Raw genomic sequence first — 17,014 nt, forward strand, 5'->3', positions numbered from 1 at the left:
TTTAGGCAGCTTTTCTTTCTTTAGTTGCGGCATCCATTTCATCAAAAGACGGTCGATCTGTGGGAAATACACTTCTGCGAGCGAACTCCACACAAACCAGCGGAGGCGCGCCCCTTTGTAGCGCCACAAGCGCTGCTTTGATCACAGATAAATAACGGCCGCTTTGTTCAATGTCCGAATTCATTTTGTTAGACATTGGAGCAATAAATCCATAACACAACAATACCCCCAAGAATGTACCCACAAGGGCTGCGGCCACCATTCCACCGATTGTTTCAACGCCGGCCGTAAGGTATTCCATCGTGTGCACAACGCCCAAAACCGCGGCCACAATTCCTAGACCCGGAAGTGAATCAGCCACTTGCTGAAGGGCGTGAGCTGCGGCATGTTCTTCTTCGTGCATTACCTTGATATCAGTGTCTAAAAGATCATCCACATCATATTGAGTTAAGTCCGCTGACAGCGTGATCTTCATCGTGTCACAAAGAAATTCTACTGCATGGTGATTTTTTAAAAACTTCGGATAGGCCTTAAAAATATCGCTACTTTGAGGTTCTTCAATGTGCTTTTCCACCGCTTGTGGACCATCTTTTCGAAAAATCTGAAATAGATGGAAGAGCATCTGCAACAAATCCACGTAATCTTGTTTTGACGGGCCTTTGCCCATAAGAGCATGTAGGGCACCTTTAATCACATATTTTAATGTTGTCGTTGAGTTGGCTATCAACATACCACCCAGTGCCGCACCACCGATGATGACAAGCTCCGCCGGCTGCCAAATAACTGTAAGGTGGCCACCAGCCATTAGGTATCCACCAAATACACAACCAATAACAACAATAATTCCAACAAATCCCATAAGCTTTACCTCATGTAACAGATCGGTGGATTGCCAAAAATATTTAACGAATTTGAAAAAAATGAGGCCAAATACGGAATTCAAGCCTTTTTTTAAGTCAAAAGTCCAGGTATCATGACCAAATGAAGTTTCTAATTCTTGGGTTGGGGCTCCTGGCCTTTTCACCAGCCAGTGCAAATCAGGATATTAATCCTAATCCCCTATCAGTTGTTGAAGCCTCAATTTCTGAGGCCGGTAAAAACCAGCATCAGGTGGCCATAGAGGTGGGACTGGTCAAAGACCATCATGCCTATGTGGATCAGTTTCGGCTAAAGGTGGTTCATCCCGAAAATTTTGTTATCGGCGAATTGTCCATTTCGCCCACAGTGGAGTTTTTTGACAAATTCTCAAAGAAAACGCGAGTGGGAATAGAAAACAAAGCCGTAGTCACTGCGCCCGTGCACATTCCCCCCGGGTCGGGATATGGAGAAACAGAACTGGCTTTGACCTATCAGGCGTGTACAGATGACTACTGCTTGTTTCCCAAAACGCTGTCAGTAAAGGCCCAATTTCTGCCGCCGAAAAAGTCCGCTGGGCCCTCGAATGCCACTGCCAATTCGAAAGATCCACTAGAAAAACCGTCTCCCAACTCTTTTTTAAAAACTCTAGAAGACAAAGGCTGGCTGCTTGCTTTTTTGTTTGTGTTTTTTGGCGGCTTTCTCACTAGTTTCACGCCCTGCATTTACCCAATGATTCCGATCACGCTGGCCGTACTCGGAGCTCGAGGTGCAAATCGCTCACGATGGCACGGACTAGGGCTGAGCATCAGCTACGTTTTGGGCATTGCCCTGACCTACGCCCTACTCGGCGTGTTTGCGGCCCTCACCGGTAACCTATTTGGGTCTTTCTTGGGGCATCCCGTAGTTGTCACAGCCATCGCGGCTTTATTTGTCGGCATGGGTCTTAGTATGTACGGATACTTTGAGGTGAAGTTACCCGATCAATGGGCCACAAAGTTAGCAGAAAGCCAGAGCAAAGGGGGCTACTCGGGAGCCTTCGGAACCGGCCTTATCGCAGGTGTTGTGGCCAGCCCCTGTGTGGGACCAGTGCTAGTGGGTGTACTCACATATGTGGCCCAGACTAGAAATGCCTTAATTGGATTTGGGTTACTTTTCACCTTCGCTTTGGGTATGGGATTGATATTTATTATCTTAGGCACATTCAGTCAGCTATTGCAGCGGCTGCCTCGGTCAGGCGCATGGATGAACTTTATCAAGGTTGTTTTTGGTACTGTGATGATTGCAATGGCCTACTATTATGTTTATCCCGTCTACACTCACAAAACCTTCTATATACTTCTGGGCTTGGGAGTGGTTGCATTGGCACTGCTTGCAAGCGTCTCGCTGACAAAATCTATAGTCGATAACCGGTGGCGATTGATTCGCTCGGTACTATTGATACTAGCAGGATTTATTGGCGGCGCGATGATCGTCTATGCCCACCATCCCGGGTTGTTAGGGACAAAGAGCAGCTCCCATGCAAAACCTGAATGGAAGAAATTTTCTTATGAAGAGCTCATGACTGCAAAAAATGAAAATCGGCCCGTTATCGTGGATTTTAAGGCCGACTGGTGTGCCGCATGCAAAGAGCTTGAACGCTATACATTTAGTGATCCAGAAGTTCTAAAAATGGGCACACAGTTTACTTGGCTGGCTTTTGATGCCACCTTGGATTCACCAGAATTGAGTGAGTTGAAATCTCGTTTTAATATTCAAGGTCTGCCAATGGTTCTATTCTTCGATGCTGATGGGGAATGGCAAAAAGATTTATCTGTAACCGGATTTGAAAAGCCAGCGGAGTTTTTAACCCGAATGCAGAAACTGGCTCCTACTCCTTAATAAGTTTTTTTCTACTTGATCTTTCGCAGCTCATCGATAGCCGCTTGATAATTGAGAAGCTTCATCTCTTGTTGAGACACCAACTTTTGCATTTGTTGCAACCGGAGCTCAAAGGCCTGAACTATTTGATGATGTCGATCCACTAGCTCCTGAGTTTTATTTTCTTGAATGCGAGATTCGGTCATTTTTCCACCCAAAGTAGAAATACGGCTTTTCAAATCCTGCACAGCAGCCTGCGCCACACGCTCAAAGTTTTTGTGGGCTGATTGAACCTGCCCAATGGTTTTTTTTGTGGCATCGGCAAGGCTATTAAGGCGACTATTAACCAATTCCACCTTTCTTTCTAGATCCCGCTGACCGGCTTTTAGTTGATTTAATTCCATAGCCAGCTTTGTTGTAATCATGTTTTGAGTCTTCAGCTCGGCATTGGTGACCATTTGATCGACGCTGAAGTCCTGGTTTCCATCTAGTTTTTCGTTGATAAACAGTTCGCGATTAAGCTGACGTGGCATTGCCGATCCCCCCGAACGAAATCATTGGCCGTGAATTTATGCTTCAGAGGCCTGCCAATAATCATAGCACTTTTTTCAGATTTCACTAGACTATATTTATCAATTAATTTTATCGTTAGAGTATGGCCACTGTCAGTCAACTAGCACAATTTCTATTAACTCAAAATCCCCAACAAAATGTCCCGCGGTTGGCTTTTTACCACTATGTGAAGAATTTTTTAGATCTGCAAAGTGAATTGAAAATCTCTGATCTGGCCCAGTTTTACAATCACGCACTGGGATATCACTATTGGCGCGATAATAAAACAGCACTCGGTGAAACTGTGAAACAAGACCTAGACCTTTTCGGCGGTCGCCACAACATGGGTTTCGATCTCGGTCAAGTTCGACATGCTCACGAAATCCAATTGTTTGATCTAAAGTTTCAAAGAGATCTTGAAAACATTGTAAAAAGACATCTTGAAGCCACCAGCGACGACGCTGACCGCATTCGCATTTTGCCATTAAGTGAATCTGAAGCGCTATCGCTCTGCCTCCGCTCTAACGGAAGGCTCAGTGTAAAGACATATTCCAATGTGGTGGCATTAATTGATGGAGATTTGCAGCCCATTGGACCCTCCACTCACCTTGAGTATGACAGCTTCCTAGAATTGGATGGAAAATACGAGCAAACCATCACCACATCACTAATGAACTCTGTGCGGTTTCGAGTGCTCAACGGAAATGCCTCGGGCGCCATTATTCGAGGATACACCTTCAATAAGACCGAGAATTTACTTGGCCCCATAACCCAGTACCCCGACCTCTTTTATGCCTTGAAAAAACTCGAACGTTTTTACGTGAACGGACAATCAGACCCGTTTTACCACGAACTCATTGCCACGCTGGAGCGCGGACTGCAGTGGCTAAAATCGGGCCACCCCGACGCCCCTCAAGCGGCCCGGACGGTTCTTCGCAAAGGCCAAATGGCCTTGAAAAATATCTTCCCCAACGATCGACTCATTCTCGTCCTTGTGCGCGAAATCGAAGGTGAACTGGCTCGCCACGATTTTGCCCCCATTTCGCCCCTTGTTTGATCCCCACAGCGGGGTCTTTGGATAAGGAGCCTTTTTCAAAAACCCTCGAATCTCCCACAAATCCACTTGTCGCGGCGAGCCAAAGGCTATATGGTGGGCGCCTATGAAAATCCGATTAAATAAATATATTGCTGATTGTGGTGTAACAAGCCGGCGTAAAGCTGATGAACTCATTGACTCTGGTCAGGTCACTGTCAATGGCCGCCGGGTTTTTGAGTTGGGCACACAGGTCGACCCGAGTGCAGACAAGATCACCGTCAAAGGCCGCCCGCTCAATTCGGGACAAAAGAAAATCTATATTGCCTTTAACAAACCACCTTTGGTTTTGACATCTACCTCTGACCCTGAAGGTCGCCCCACAGTCAGTGATTACTTTTCGAGCTATAAAGAGCGCCTCTACCCGGTTGGTCGCCTTGATTGGGATTCTGAGGGCCTCTTGTTAATGACCAACGATGGGGATTTTGCCCAAGAAGTGGCCCACCCCAAAAAGGAAATCCCAAAAACTTATCTTGTGAAAGTAGAAGGTAACCCCACTGACAATCAATTGGACCGTCTCAAGCGTGGAGTCACCATTATTGGCGGAAAAGTCAAAGCCCTTCATGTAGAGAGAATTCGTCGCACCGTTAAAGGAAGTGGTAAGTACCAATGGGTCAAAATAGTCATTTCTGAGGGTAAAAACCGACAGGTTCGGCGCATGTTTGAAAAAATCGGTTACGGGGTTTCCAAATTGCAACGAGTGGCCATCGGTCGTCTTTCTATTGGTAAGCTTCGAAAAGGCGAGTTTTACGAGTTAAAGGCCAAAGACCTTCACCGCATTTTTTCTATACCCCTACCGGCGGAATCAGCGCCAGCAAAGAAAGTCCGCCGCACTAATAAAAATCTTCCGAAACGTTATAAAAGCTGTTCTCGTACAAGCTGTTGATTCTTGTTGGGAGCGGCGTCTACCGCCGCTAATTTTATCAGATGATTTCTGCCAACTCGTGAATATTTTTAATAGATGACCAAATTCGTGAAACCGACGATTTGTTACATTGCAGCCACTTAGCCACTTCACTTTGATTTTTTGCTAATCCGGCTTTTAGCAAATACAGTGTGTCGGCACGATAATCTGGACCTGATAGGGCTCTCAACCTTAACCAGTCGTTTTCTAAATAGATTTTCTTGATAGTCTTTAACTTTTTCTCTGTTTGCTCCTCAAAAAAATCTGCTATCTCCAATCCCACTTTTTTAAAGTCTCTATCAACACCTTTTCTTTCTAAATAGTAATTGTCCTGATACTTGGCCGGACAACGAGTGACCTTTTCTCCCGGTTTTTTTAGCTTCTTGGCCAACTCTGTAAATCTAATGTCACCCGTCTGTTGTCCCACTTTGGCTGCAACAACGCTCAGAATGAGTTTTTTATCTGTGTCTATTTTTTTTGATAAGATGTGGAGTCTTTTGACGTTAATGAGATGGCTAATTCGATATTTCAGTACAGCAATCAACATCGTAAATATTTTCTTATCTATCCAAAAGTAGTCTATCGCCATCAAAATTGTTTTTTCAGGATCAGCTACGGCATCTGATTCTTGAACGGCGAAATTGCAGCCTAAACTAGAGAGCTGTCGGGTGATCGGCCTATTCATAGTCACCCTCATTTAACATCTTGATAATCTCATCCACTTTGTTTTTCCATGCACTACTTGATTCCAGTGAACGCAATGGCTGTCGAATTTTTTCTAATTCCTTTTTGGTGGGCTTGAGGCTTTTTAAATCCTCAAAATCTTCTCCACGATCCAGCTCAGCCAACATTTTCGTAAAGATCAAGTCGACTCGCCCAAGGATTTTTACTCTTAATATTTTTCCTTCAAATAGGGTGCTCGCTCGCCCCTCCCAACCGGTTGGAAGTTCTTTAACAAAGGCTTTACCCGTTGAGTTGATCCACCTTTCATCAAAAAGGTGCCTTTTGGCTATGTTTTTAATAGCACTCTCTAAAGCAAAATCTATTTGAGGAGCAAACACATCGATATCAACAGTGGCGCGGCTGATGAGCCCCAATGATATTAAAGCCGCTCCCCCATAGATAATTATTTCTTGGGGGGCCGACTGTTTTAGACGCAATAGCTGCTCGTCGACTTCCCTCAATAGGGCGATTATATTCTCTTTATCGATCATGCTGTCATTCTAGCAATAAGTTGCATAAAACGCAACTTTCTGATAACCACCTGCTTTCACATATGTTTTTTGCCATTATTTTGGTAAGAATCAGATGCGATGCGAGCCATTGATTCCTCGGGCAAACACTGTGGCCCGCGCCGCTAATTTTATCAGATGATTTCTGCCAACTCGTGCGGGCTCTGGGGCTCGGACGCCATTCCCCCCGTCATAACAATATGATGGGGATAAAATGTGCTGCCTTGGGAAAATTAAAAGATACTTTCTTCCATTTTTAGGCAATGATCTCACCGATGCAATTAGTGACCCTTTGGCACGAATACAAAAAGACAATTAAACTGTCCCTGCCACTTATTGTTAGTAACTTAAGCCATGTTCTCTATGGCATTATTGACAGTGTCATGGTGGGAAGCCTTGGCGTTGTCCCGCTAGCGGCATCGGCCTTCATAAACGGCGTCATTGCTATTCCAACAGTTTTTCTAGTTGGCCTATCCTCGGCTTTTTCTGTGTTGGTGGCCCAATCCCTGGGGCGCCGAGCCTATAGTGATTGTGGATCCTACCTCACTAACAGTTTTTGGTTTGCGCAAACTCTTACGGTTGTGATCCTTGCTGGCCTATTTTTCATGCAGCCTCTGCTCAATCATTTTGGACAGGCTCCCGATGTGGTCACCGCCGGCATGGAGTATTATCTCTACATGGCGGTAAGCCTTCTCTTTTTAACAGCCACTGCGGTATTTCGGAAATATTCAGAGGGGCTGTCTTACACATTGGCGCCCACGGTGTTTTACACTGTGGGAATACTACTGAACGTATTTTTTAATTGGATCTTTATTTTCGGCCACCTTGGAGCACCGCCTATGGGACTGGCTGGGGCAGGACTTGGGACGCTTCTTGCGCGCGGATCTGTTGCCATTGGCCTTGGAGTCTATATTTATTGGGCCAACCACTTTAAAGAAACCCGGCTCGGCCTACATCTGAAATATCTTAACTGGCAGCACCTGAAAAATGTTGCCTCGCTCGCTATCCCGAGCGGTCTACAACACTTATTTGAAGTCTCGTTGTTTTCTATTTCAGCTATCTTTGTGGGTTGGTTTGGAGCCACCGCCTTAGCCTCTCATCAAATTGCCATCAACTTGGCGACGGCCACCTTTATGATCGCTCTAGGATTATCATTTGGAACAAGTATTCGCGTTGGTCACGCCCTGGGACAAGGGCGATGGGATCAAATTCAGCACATTAGCTGGAGCTCCGTCATCTTTACAGGTGTCTTTATGTTAGCCGTTGGTGGGCTATTTTGGGGCCTCAGATTTGAGTTACCAAAAATTTACATTGCTGACCCGAAAGTTATATTGTTGTCTGCCCAATTGCTGGTGGTTGCTGCTTGCTTTCAATTTTTCGACGGCGCACAAGCCGTGCTTATTGGCGCACTTAAGGGCATTTCTGATATTAAGTGGCCCACTATTTTGACTTTTCTATCTTATTGGGGTGTGGGCCTACCTGCGTGCTACGTTTTCGGTGTTACATTGGGTTGGGGATCCGTAGGCGTTTGGTACGGTTTAGCTTTAAGTTTAATGGCCTCGTCCACGCTACTTGGTATTCGCTTAAAAAGAATCCTCTCCTTGCAGCAATCTAAAGCTAACCAGTATTAACCTGATGGACCTTTAAAATTGATGCCTTTGAATTATGCCGATTTTTCGTGATGGCGGGGCATTATCCGTCTGGCTGGTATGCCACCCCACACTTCGCCTTTTTTTATGTGAGTGTTGGGGTTCACAACGGCATGGGGAAGCACTCGGGCATCGTCTTCAATAATGGTACCCCCATAGATGGTGGCTCCCACGGCGATGGTGACTCGCCTGCCTATCTTTATGGGTAGGTGAGTAATTACGCCTCCGACATGTACATGGGGACAAATCAGGGACTTAAAGCCCACCACGCAAAAATCGCCTATTTCAATAAACAAAGGATCTAACAGAACCCCTGCGGGATAGACGTTTTCTCCAAGCTTTGCACCCATGAGCTGAAAATAGCCCCGACGCATGGGAATTGGCATTATGCCTGAAATCAGTAAGGGCTGAAACACCATCAGGTAAAAAAGTGTGTGGATATGATAGCGCCAACTATGACCCACTGAATGCCCCAATTCGCCCTTGGGGATTGGGGCAAAAATCACAAGCAGCTTGTAGATGACCATAAGTACTGCAAACGAAGACAATAAAAAGGCCACACCATCGAATATGTCTTGGTGTTTTTCAAATTGCACAACATGCCCGAGCAAATCCACAAAGCCCCAGCCGATGAGCGCCGCTAGCACCAAACAGGCTACAAAACTTGAAATTTCATGAAGTCGAATCACTCTCATTCTTATTTTCCTTAGAAAATCCCATCGCTCTATCGGCAACATTTTAAAAAAATTAAAGGTGTGATTTGCACAACTTTTTGTAACTTAAGAAACTTGACCATTGGCCTAGGACTGCTCAGCGGAATTTAGCTCGGGATCTCATTCGATGGGTCGAATAACCAAGTAGGAGGCATTGGTGCCGCCATGGAACAGGTAATATTGGCCATTCGGTGATATTTCGCAACCGGGGGTATTTGGGTGGCCAATGGCGCGGCCATCAGAACTGAGATTTATAGCCTTAGCTGAAGCCGACAAGTTGCTGAGGTCTTTCATAAACTTGGTGTGGCCCGTTGGGCTTAAACCATCAAAATTGGTTGCTTGCCCTCCGAACAATATCAAATCCGGTTTGCCCCTAAAGTTAACTGACCCATACTGCAAAGCAAAGGTAGGTCCAAAGTTGCCCGGCGTGATCCCATTATCAGCAGAACTTAACATAAATGGCGAGGCACCCAAGTTATCTAAGTCTTTAATAAACAACTGACTAAATGTGCCGGGTGAAGATCCCAGATTTGTTGCCCCAGAACCGAATGCAATAGCGTTTCTGCCAAAAATTCGCTGGGGAGCTCCTGAGTTGGCATTGCCTAGTACCACACCATCTGGACTACTCACTAACACTGGGGCCGACGATAAACTCTGCAAATCCTTTGTGTAAATCTGAAGTTGCCCATTTTGCGGGGTAAAATTGACCGCATTTGTGGCCATAGCCACCTTGGTTGCACTCGACCCAGCAAAAACGGCCGAGTCAATCGCCGAACTGGCTGGCGTGCTACCATCGATAGTGCTGATCAAAGCGGTGGCCTGGTTTAGGTTGCTAACGTCCTTTAAATAAACCTGATTATTACTTTTAATCAGCATTTGCTGTGTATCTTCATCAAAATCAAGGTAGTAAGAATGCACCGCCCCCGCCATGGGGTTCACACCGTCATTAGTTGAAACCAATTGCGGGGCATCCTGAAGCTGGTTCAGATTTTTACGATAAATCTGCTGTGTGCCGTTGGCACCAGGCAACGTGAGATCATCGCTGCCAAAGTACAAAACATTGTTTTGCTGATCGACGACAAAAATATTATCACAATCGTAAAAGTGGGCCTCTGTGCCATCAAGGGAACACACCAGCCAGGGTTGGGCTGTACGGTCAACCAACGAGTAATAGATATATGTCCAGGTATTTGTGCTAAAACCGTGGTTCCTTAGATTCGTTCTTACAATAATGCCATTGCCATTATTGGCAAATCTTGGATTTGTCACTTCCATAAATTGGTGACCCGAGCCCAACTGTTCTGAGTCCACAGTCAGACCTTGCGAAAGATGATCTAAGTTCAAAGAGTAATACCTATAACTATTGGCCCCACCTGACGCTCCTAGGTTTGTTGCGTTAGAATAAAACTGCACCCGATCAGAAACAATCTTCACTGGAAACATCCCGTCACCATCACTGCCAGTGCTGCCATCAACCGACGACAATAAAACAGGCGAAATTGAAAGATCGTCCAAGTCTTTAAGGTAAGCTTGATAGGCAGAGCCACCGCCAGGAAAATTAGGATGAAACCCGATGAATACGACAACATTTCGCAAGCTATCATAATCCACTGAATATTCCACATACCCCGTACCAGGGGTCACGCCATCGACAGTAGATAAGATCACTGGCGCACTTCCGAGGCTTGTAATATCTTTGATCAAGTATTGACTTGTTGTCGCCGGCACACCCAGATTTGAAGCATAGCTCAAGAATATCACCCGATCATTTCCAGCAAAAATTGGATAAGATGAGCGATCTACTCCGGCGGTGGTGGCATCAAGCCCACTTAATAACACGGGCGCGGCAGATAAGTTGCCAACTTCTTTCATGTAAATCTGGTGCTTAAAGTTGTAATAGGGCAAATTTGACGATCGAGAGTCAAAGACCACTTTCGTTCCATCGGGAGAGAAGCTGGCCTTTGTATCCACACCAAATAGGGCTGCCGGAGTGGACCCATCAGAGGTACTCACCAATACAGGCGCCACTGAGAGATCATCGAGATCTTTAAGGACCGCTTGATCGCCGCTGCCTAACGAAAACTGCGTCCCTAAAACGGTTAGCAGAACTTTGTGATTCACATCATTGAGATCAAACCCACTACAGCCACCAGCATAACTTGGGTTGCCAGCTGTGCCATCAATGGTACACACTGTTCTTGGCGGAGTCGTTGGGGCTTCTAAGTTTTTCATGTAAATGGATTTCGACTCTAACGACGAGCTGTCTTCAAAATCGATCGCCTTTGAAAAAAACACCAAATACTTTCCATCATAGGTAAACCGACCATCCCAAGAATCACCGGTGCCTGCGGTTTCCCAAGTGCCGTCAAGCGACGAGGCTACGATGACCTCTTGAGTCCACGTGTTCTCGGCCACTAGCTGATCAAAACCAGAACTTGAATAGTTTTCGTACAGCCAAAGTCGCCATTTTCCATCGGCAGTTTCATCTTGTATGGATCGCATGGCGGTAGTCATCCCTAAGGACAGCGGTGAGTATTCGCCAGCTAAGTAATCAATACTGACATCAAAGATCATACCATTTGACTCACACTGAAAACTAAGAGTGCCACTGGTAGATTTGGGAAAGATCGCAAAAGACAACTCGCCGCTACTCGTGACAGAAATACCCGGCTCGGGTGAATTACAAGAAGACAGTGGGCTTGCCAGGCCATCAGCCTTTAATGAAAAAATAGCATTGTACCCCGATTTAATATTTGAAATATGCAAATGGTTATCAGTTAAATCCACCGACACCGACTCGGGAAGAGCCGTCACAGCACCAAGCGAGTACACCACTGGCGCTCCAGGTGAATCAGGAGCGCCACCGCCACCCGTCGACCCAGCCACTCGGCCCCTGATCTGATTGTCCGCTAGTTGACAACCAACAATAAAAACCAATGGCCATATCAACTTGAGCGAAAACCGGTTTCTGCCTGAAAGCGCCACTCGAGAAACCCCCTCTCTTTTTGTAGGGCTGACCGTATTAACCCATCAATAAACGATACCAAGGAGCGAAAAAAATTAAAAGCAAGATATTTTGGGTTTAATCCCTATATTGTTGATCTCGATGATAACGAAAATCACTACTTCTTTAAAAAACGACCCCATCAATCAGCCAACGAGTCGGACTATTTTGTAAACCCATTTACATCAAACATTGTGATCGTGCCAGAGACAGTGGTGGTGAAAATCGGACAGAGCTTGCCACCGGTATTTAATCGTTACGAATGGCACTCTGAAGGCTACGACCTAGAGCAGAGTGGTTTTGTATTTAAGCGACTTGAGCATCACATGGGCACCTACCATGTGCCCTATTAGCTCCTAGTTAGCCGGGCGCGGAAAGCTCACCAAAAACCCCACAACGGTCACGGTCGGAAACGGAAACATGTTGCAATGATGGGTATGGAGTCGCCACAGGCGGGGTAAGTGATCACATCGAGGTCGAATACTCGGGCTAGTCTTTGTTGATTCGGTCGTGGTCGCTCGCCGTTGTGGACTGGATAACTCTGACGTACCAATTGAACGGCCGAAACTGGGCAACACGTGGGCCAGGTGGTGTATAGACTTGTTGATCTACTTAAATGCCGATTTCAGAAAATCATTAAAAGATTTACCGCTAGTGTAAATAAACTTCAGCCATAAGGTTTCGTCACTGAATGTGGCGTCCTGTGAAAGGCCAGTGGCATTTTTCGGAACTTTGCCGGATCCAAGGTTGTATTCTACAGCAAAATCCAGATCATCTGTAATCTTGAAGCTAAGGCCGGCAAAATAGCTAAATTGCCCCAAGTTGAACGCGAGCTCGTCCGAGTTGTCACCTATCCAATAGTGATTGGCGGACAAGTAGCTGTACTCGGCGCCAAAAAATAATCTGTAGAGTGAAAACTTAAGGCCCGCCACCGGCCCGAGGTATTGGCTGATTTCCTTGGTCTCAGTGGAGTTAAGATTATTGGTCAAATTGAGAAACTTAGCGCCGAGAGTGAAGTTTGCAGACCCTGCTTTTCCAAAGTACATAGGAAATACAACACGACCATGTACTCCTAACCCGGAATAAATGGCGTCGATAGGAGCGCCGAAATCAATTTTGGCTGTTGGTTGAGAGAGTGAGAGTTCAAAGGATAATCCTAGGGGTTTAGATTGCTTGGGGTCTGCCCCAATGGCAGTAGCAAACATATCCTGGCCAAGGGCAAACGTGGAGTGAGTGACAATTAAAAAAAACAAAAGTTTGTTCACTGTTCCACCCCTGGCTGAATGATCATTTCGTTAATGTTTAGTGAATAGGTGTCTGCAATGAATGGAACTGTGCCTACCCGCGTACCATCCACTTGGAGTCTCTCTATAGAGTCTGTGGCTGAAGATGCAACGAGGAGGTCTCCACTCGGGTGCTCAACAATGGCTGTGGGATTATTTATGACTGCAGTGTCCGTAGACCAAATTACGGTGGCATTAGATCCGTCGGGATCGGCCCGGTAAATCTGATCATTTCCTTGAGTGACTATGTACAAAAATCCGTCGGAGTGTAAAACTCCGGCATAGGGGTCTTGTCCAAAGGCCACGGAAGAATCACAAACCGGTGCGGACCCAGAAATATCATAGGTGTGGATATTATCGGTTCCGCCGACGTCAAAGACGATAAGTTTTCCAGCATCTGTTGCAATTAAATTTCGAGGTGAATTCAGCGTGCATCCGCCTTCAACTGTATTGACGTATTTAGCAGCTTGCCTTGCGCCAACTAAATCGACGACTTCTATTCGATTGCTTTCTACCTGGTAATAGTGGTTATCCGAGCCGAGGGCCAATCCATAAAGGTTTCCATTTAAGAAAGCAGAACCATGAAATAGTTCAGTGCGTCCATCCAGGTAGACCTTTTCTATGCGGTCTGAGGTATCTAAGCTAACAAGAAAGCTTTCGCTATCAAAACGAGCAGCACCCCGCAAAATACCCCCGGCCGCCCTATAGTTCGTTACGACTCCTAATGAGTTGCCATTCATATCATAACGGGTAATTCCAGAGTGGTTGCTGTCGCCACTGATCACAATGAGCGTGTCTTGGGTCTGCAGAGGGGACGGCAAGAGTGACCCAGCGCCTTTTGAGCAAGCTGCGAGCAGTAATCCCGAAATGAGACAGGCAATACGCCCAAGCACCTTCGAAAACAAATTTTCCTCCATAAAATCTAACGCCCTATTCCTGGCCGCCAGAGCGCAGTATTGGCTCCATTCTCCACAGGGTACCTATCGGCTCATTTTGAGAATCTTATAAAACATAAATTCAAAACTGGACCCAGGTCAAGCGCACTGAGCAGAAGGCGTTAGAGACCTTCTTTTCGCATTGGATCTTCGTCTTCAATTCAAAGCGAAGAGCTTCGCTATGCTGCCACCATTTCGCAGCAAGGACATAGCCACCTAGATTTTAATAGAATTCATAAAGCCATCACAAAAGGAATTGTACGAGCCGAAAGCACCTGTCCTGTGGCTGTGGGCCTAATTGGCATCATCCGAAGAACCATGTCCGTTGAAGCACTTGGGCTTTCGGCACGGATCTGCCCGCACAGGACCTGTTCCTAAATTGATGCGGATACATCGAGGTCTTGATCGACTTATTGGCCCGGTGATCGTCTCAATGTGGGATAGGAATTGGGGACCTCGATCCACACATCGTCAAAGTCCCACTGACTCAGTGGACTGTTAGTTTTTAGAAAGAAGTAGTCGGCATTGGCTCCGGAGGTGTCGATTCCCGTGGCGTCTGTCTGCGGATCACAGCTGCCGCCCAAATTTCCACACCCTGATTGATTGTCGTAATAGGCATCAAAGAAATCACCTGATCCGGTATCAAAGCCATAGAAGCGGCCCACACGGTTGGAAGCATCGTTGCCCGTCACATCTCCTGCTGAGAAGCTGCGAGCCATGGTTCCGTTAGTCACATATCCCACTAAACCTCCCGTTCTACTGCCCCCACTGGTCACGTCGCCCTTAGCATAACACTCATTAATTTGCACAAACCCGCCACCAACAAAACCTCCATGATATTGTCCAACGGACGAGGTGATATCCACATCGGCCCAGCTATAACTAATCTGCCCAGCCACCTGCTCGCCAATGAGTCCACCAATGTAATGCTGCGTGCCACCGGCCCCAGTGACCTTGCCAGTTGCCGAGACTCGGTGAAAGGTCGCGGTTTCTGATTGGCCCGCCAAGGCACCTACATAAGAATTTCCGGCGATGTTCACGTTGATGAGATCCAGTTTCCAAACGTGGGCCGGAAAAAGTACGGTTTCAATTTTTCCAAACAGCCCCACGTAATTAATGGAGCTGGTATAAGTTAAGTGGCTAATCGAGTAATCTTTGCCCAGGAGTCCACCCGTAAACGGCGAGCCTGAAGTGCCGATCACGTTGTACTGAGTGCCAGTGTACAACCCTAAGTTAATATGATCTTCTAGCCGAAAATATTTATCCCAATCAGCCGGCGTGGCCCCAATGCGATTGAATTGCTGGGCCGTACAAATCGAGTAACCCGTTGACGTGTCCGAAATGGTTCCGCCGTCCACGCCGGGCTCACCACTGTTGGCGAAACCTGTGTTTGTGAAACGAGCCAGATTCCAGCAATACTCCGATCGCGGCGGATGGTCTTGCCATGAAAATATCGGCGGTCCGCCCGCGGTCGGCATCATCCAGATGTCGTCTGTGCCGTTGCTTGTTTCATTAACAAAATCAAATCCGGTGTAACTCACTTCCGAAAGTAAACTTGACGTCGGAAGTACCGTTCCTATGTTGAAAGTGCAGCCAGAGCATGCCAGGTCACTGGCGGCAAAGGCGTTAGTCACCACCGCGGAGTTAGCCCCGACAATCCGCCCCGTATTCGATGTGCCCTGCACCGTGGCCATTGCAAATACTTGAGACAGGGGCCCTTGATTGGCCCCAACAATTCCACCCACAAAATCAGTTCCCTTGACTGAGCCAGTGACCATGCAGTTTTCAGCGCTGCTACCGCCCGCCATTTGGCCACCGAGCCCGCCGGCCATCGTTCCAATAATATCAGCGTGAACGGAACATTGACTTAAACTCAGTTGAACGAATGCCGCGATGCCACCCGCCGCACCAGAGGCGCGGACCACACCCGACATATATACATCCGTTGCATAATATCCCTCAATCCAGCCAAAAAGTCCGCCAACGTTGTTGCCGCCTACGACCAAAGAGTTTTCCGCATGCACGTTAAAATAACTGCCATCGGCATCCCCTGCCACGGTGCCTACGTAAGTGGATGTGGGTGCATCGACCACAGCATTGACAAAACTCACATTGCCAACGCGAGATTTCCAAAAAGTTTGGCCAAAGAATCCAGCCTCAGTAGCACTCGAGTTAACGTAAACATTTCTAATGCTGTGGCCACCCCCATCAAATCGCCCACTAAAAGTAGCGACAGTAGAATTTCCAACGGGTGTCCAATTGTTCGTGCGATTGCCTGTGGCCAAGGCCACATCCACATCATCCGTGAGAATATAAAAAACAGTGTCATCACCAGAGACCATAGCCTGCAGCTCCGTCACCGTGCTAATAAATGTGGGCGGGTGACTCGAGTCAATTTTATAAATGGTGGTTTCAAACGTACTTGACCCTTGCGATACTTTGATAAATTTGCTGCCCACATCAAAGTGAGGTGGGTCATAAAAATACGGGGCCGGATCGCCGTTGTCGTAACCAATTTCAATTTCAAAAGTGCCATCGTTTTTGCACGGATGCGTGGATGCAGGGCGAATATGCATGCCCGACAGAGTGACATCCCCTAATGTGGCATCGCAAGTGCCTGCTAACATCCAAGACCCATCCACTTCTGAAACCACTCGGCTGGATGGCGCCGTGGTCGGATCAGAAGCGCCAGTGAAGGCCAAAGGATTACTCACGGGCGGAAGTGGTGGCGGCGGGTCAGTTGGCCCAGGATCACTAGTGGACCCATTTCGCACTTGTCCGTTGAGGCGATTATCCGCCAATTGACAGCCAACAGCCCCGATTAGAATCAAAAACGGAAAGCACCGCACCATGGCTATAAGAAAATGAGAAAAACTAAACCCTCTTCGCACCTAAAACCCCTATATGGCTGAGACAAAAGTCTTATCGGCAAAA

Annotated in this window: 14 protein-coding genes; 5 read left to right on the top strand and 9 right to left on the bottom strand. The window is 46.8% G+C overall.

The genetic code is table 11. The features are described 5' to 3' along the window. Position 1: 1 nt before the first annotated feature. The gene (motA, locus tag H6626_09305; GenBank protein ID USN46412.1) at positions 2 to 859 is read right to left on the bottom strand and encodes a flagellar motor stator protein MotA; all 858 of its coding nucleotides are present in this window, start codon (positions 857 to 859) and stop codon (positions 2 to 4) included. A 122-nt stretch (positions 860 to 981) separates the two neighbouring features. Between motA and dsbD the strand changes: the two genes are divergently transcribed. After that, a complete protein-coding gene (gene dsbD / locus H6626_09310; GenBank protein ID USN46413.1) occupies positions 982 to 2,736 on the top strand; it encodes a protein-disulfide reductase DsbD in 1,755 nt (584 codons plus the stop codon). A gap of 11 nt (positions 2,737 to 2,747) precedes the next feature. Here the strand turns inward: dsbD and H6626_09315 are convergent, their stop codons facing one another. Further along, a complete protein-coding gene (locus H6626_09315) occupies positions 2,748 to 3,248 on the bottom strand; it encodes a hypothetical protein (protein USN46414.1) in 501 nt (166 codons plus the stop codon). A 122-nt stretch (positions 3,249 to 3,370) separates the two neighbouring features. Here H6626_09315 and H6626_09320 point away from each other — a divergent pair, with 122 nt between their 5' ends. Both H6626_09320 and H6626_09325 read left to right on the top strand, forming a co-directional pair. Continuing rightward, a complete protein-coding gene (locus tag H6626_09320) occupies positions 3,371 to 4,324 on the top strand; it encodes a hypothetical protein (protein ID USN46415.1) in 954 nt (317 codons plus the stop codon). 103 nt (positions 4,325 to 4,427) lie between these two features. Further along, entirely contained in the window at positions 4,428 to 5,246 is an 819-nt protein-coding gene (locus tag H6626_09325) for an rRNA pseudouridine synthase (protein USN46416.1), read from the top strand. Between the two features lie 37 nt (positions 5,247 to 5,283). Here the strand turns inward: H6626_09325 and H6626_09330 are convergent, their stop codons facing one another. After that, on the bottom strand, positions 5,284 to 5,949 hold the full coding sequence (locus tag H6626_09330) for a hypothetical protein (protein ID USN46417.1): 666 nt from the start codon (positions 5,947 to 5,949) through the stop codon (positions 5,284 to 5,286). Further along, a complete protein-coding gene (locus tag H6626_09335; GenBank protein USN46418.1) occupies positions 5,942 to 6,478 on the bottom strand; it encodes a hypothetical protein in 537 nt (178 codons plus the stop codon). Before H6626_09335 ends, H6626_09330 begins: the two co-directional genes overlap by 8 nt. Positions 6,479 to 6,771: 293 nt before the next feature. Between H6626_09335 and H6626_09340 the strand changes: the two genes are divergently transcribed. Then, the gene (locus H6626_09340; protein USN46419.1) at positions 6,772 to 8,127 is read left to right on the top strand and encodes an MATE family efflux transporter; all 1,356 of its coding nucleotides are present in this window, start codon (positions 6,772 to 6,774) and stop codon (positions 8,125 to 8,127) included. Positions 8,128 to 8,159: 32 nt separating this feature from the next. Here H6626_09340 and H6626_09345 read toward each other — a convergent pair whose 3' ends face one another. Then, on the bottom strand, positions 8,160 to 8,840 hold the full coding sequence (locus H6626_09345; GenBank protein USN46420.1) for a hypothetical protein: 681 nt from the start codon (positions 8,838 to 8,840) through the stop codon (positions 8,160 to 8,162). A 138-nt stretch (positions 8,841 to 8,978) separates the two neighbouring features. Further along, entirely contained in the window at positions 8,979 to 11,843 is a 2,865-nt protein-coding gene (locus tag H6626_09350; protein USN46421.1) for a hypothetical protein, read from the bottom strand. A gap of 219 nt (positions 11,844 to 12,062) precedes the next feature. On the opposite strand from H6626_09350, the gene H6626_09355 reads away from it, so the two are divergent. Next, positions 12,063 to 12,215 carry a hypothetical protein gene (locus tag H6626_09355; GenBank protein USN46422.1) on the top strand — a complete coding sequence of 51 codons (153 nt, stop codon included), beginning with the start codon at positions 12,063 to 12,065 and terminating at the stop codon, positions 12,213 to 12,215. A 255-nt stretch (positions 12,216 to 12,470) separates the two neighbouring features. Here the strand turns inward: H6626_09355 and H6626_09360 are convergent, their stop codons facing one another. From H6626_09360 to H6626_09370, 3 genes are all read right to left on the bottom strand, one after another. Then, on the bottom strand, positions 12,471 to 13,127 hold the full coding sequence (locus H6626_09360) for a hypothetical protein (GenBank protein USN46423.1): 657 nt from the start codon (positions 13,125 to 13,127) through the stop codon (positions 12,471 to 12,473). Further along, complete coding sequence (locus H6626_09365) at positions 13,124 to 14,050, bottom strand: hypothetical protein (protein USN46424.1); 927 nt, start codon at positions 14,048 to 14,050, stop codon at positions 13,124 to 13,126. The genes H6626_09360 and H6626_09365 overlap by 4 nt, the downstream gene beginning before the upstream one ends. Before the next feature lie 440 nt (positions 14,051 to 14,490). After that, positions 14,491 to 16,971: a hypothetical protein gene (locus H6626_09370; protein ID USN46425.1), complete on the bottom strand. Its 2,481-nt coding sequence runs from the start codon at positions 16,969 to 16,971 to the stop codon at positions 14,491 to 14,493. Positions 16,972 to 17,014 lie beyond the last annotated feature (43 nt).

Source organism: Pseudobdellovibrionaceae bacterium (assembly GCA_023898385.1).
In the GTDB taxonomy this organism is placed as follows: domain Bacteria; phylum Bdellovibrionota; class Bdellovibrionia; order Bdellovibrionales; family UBA1609.

Bases quoted from the DNA above. Each gene is read 5' to 3' on its own strand.
- motA (USN46412.1), bottom strand. From the start codon at position 859: ATGGGATTTGTTGGAATTATTGTTGTTATTGGTTGTGTATTTGGTGGA.
- dsbD (USN46413.1), top strand. From the start codon at position 982: ATGAAGTTTCTAATTCTTGGGTTGGGGCTCCTGGCCTTTTCACCAGCC.
- H6626_09315 (USN46414.1), bottom strand. From the start codon at position 3,248: ATGCCACGTCAGCTTAATCGCGAACTGTTTATCAACGAAAAACTAGAT.
- H6626_09320 (USN46415.1), top strand. From the start codon at position 3,371: ATGGCCACTGTCAGTCAACTAGCACAATTTCTATTAACTCAAAATCCC.
- H6626_09325 (USN46416.1), top strand. From the start codon at position 4,428: ATGAAAATCCGATTAAATAAATATATTGCTGATTGTGGTGTAACAAGC.
- H6626_09330 (USN46417.1), bottom strand. From the start codon at position 5,949: ATGAATAGGCCGATCACCCGACAGCTCTCTAGTTTAGGCTGCAATTTC.
- H6626_09335 (USN46418.1), bottom strand. From the start codon at position 6,478: ATGATCGATAAAGAGAATATAATCGCCCTATTGAGGGAAGTCGACGAG.
- H6626_09340 (USN46419.1), top strand. From the start codon at position 6,772: ATGCAATTAGTGACCCTTTGGCACGAATACAAAAAGACAATTAAACTG.
- H6626_09345 (USN46420.1), bottom strand. From the start codon at position 8,840: ATGAGAGTGATTCGACTTCATGAAATTTCAAGTTTTGTAGCCTGTTTG.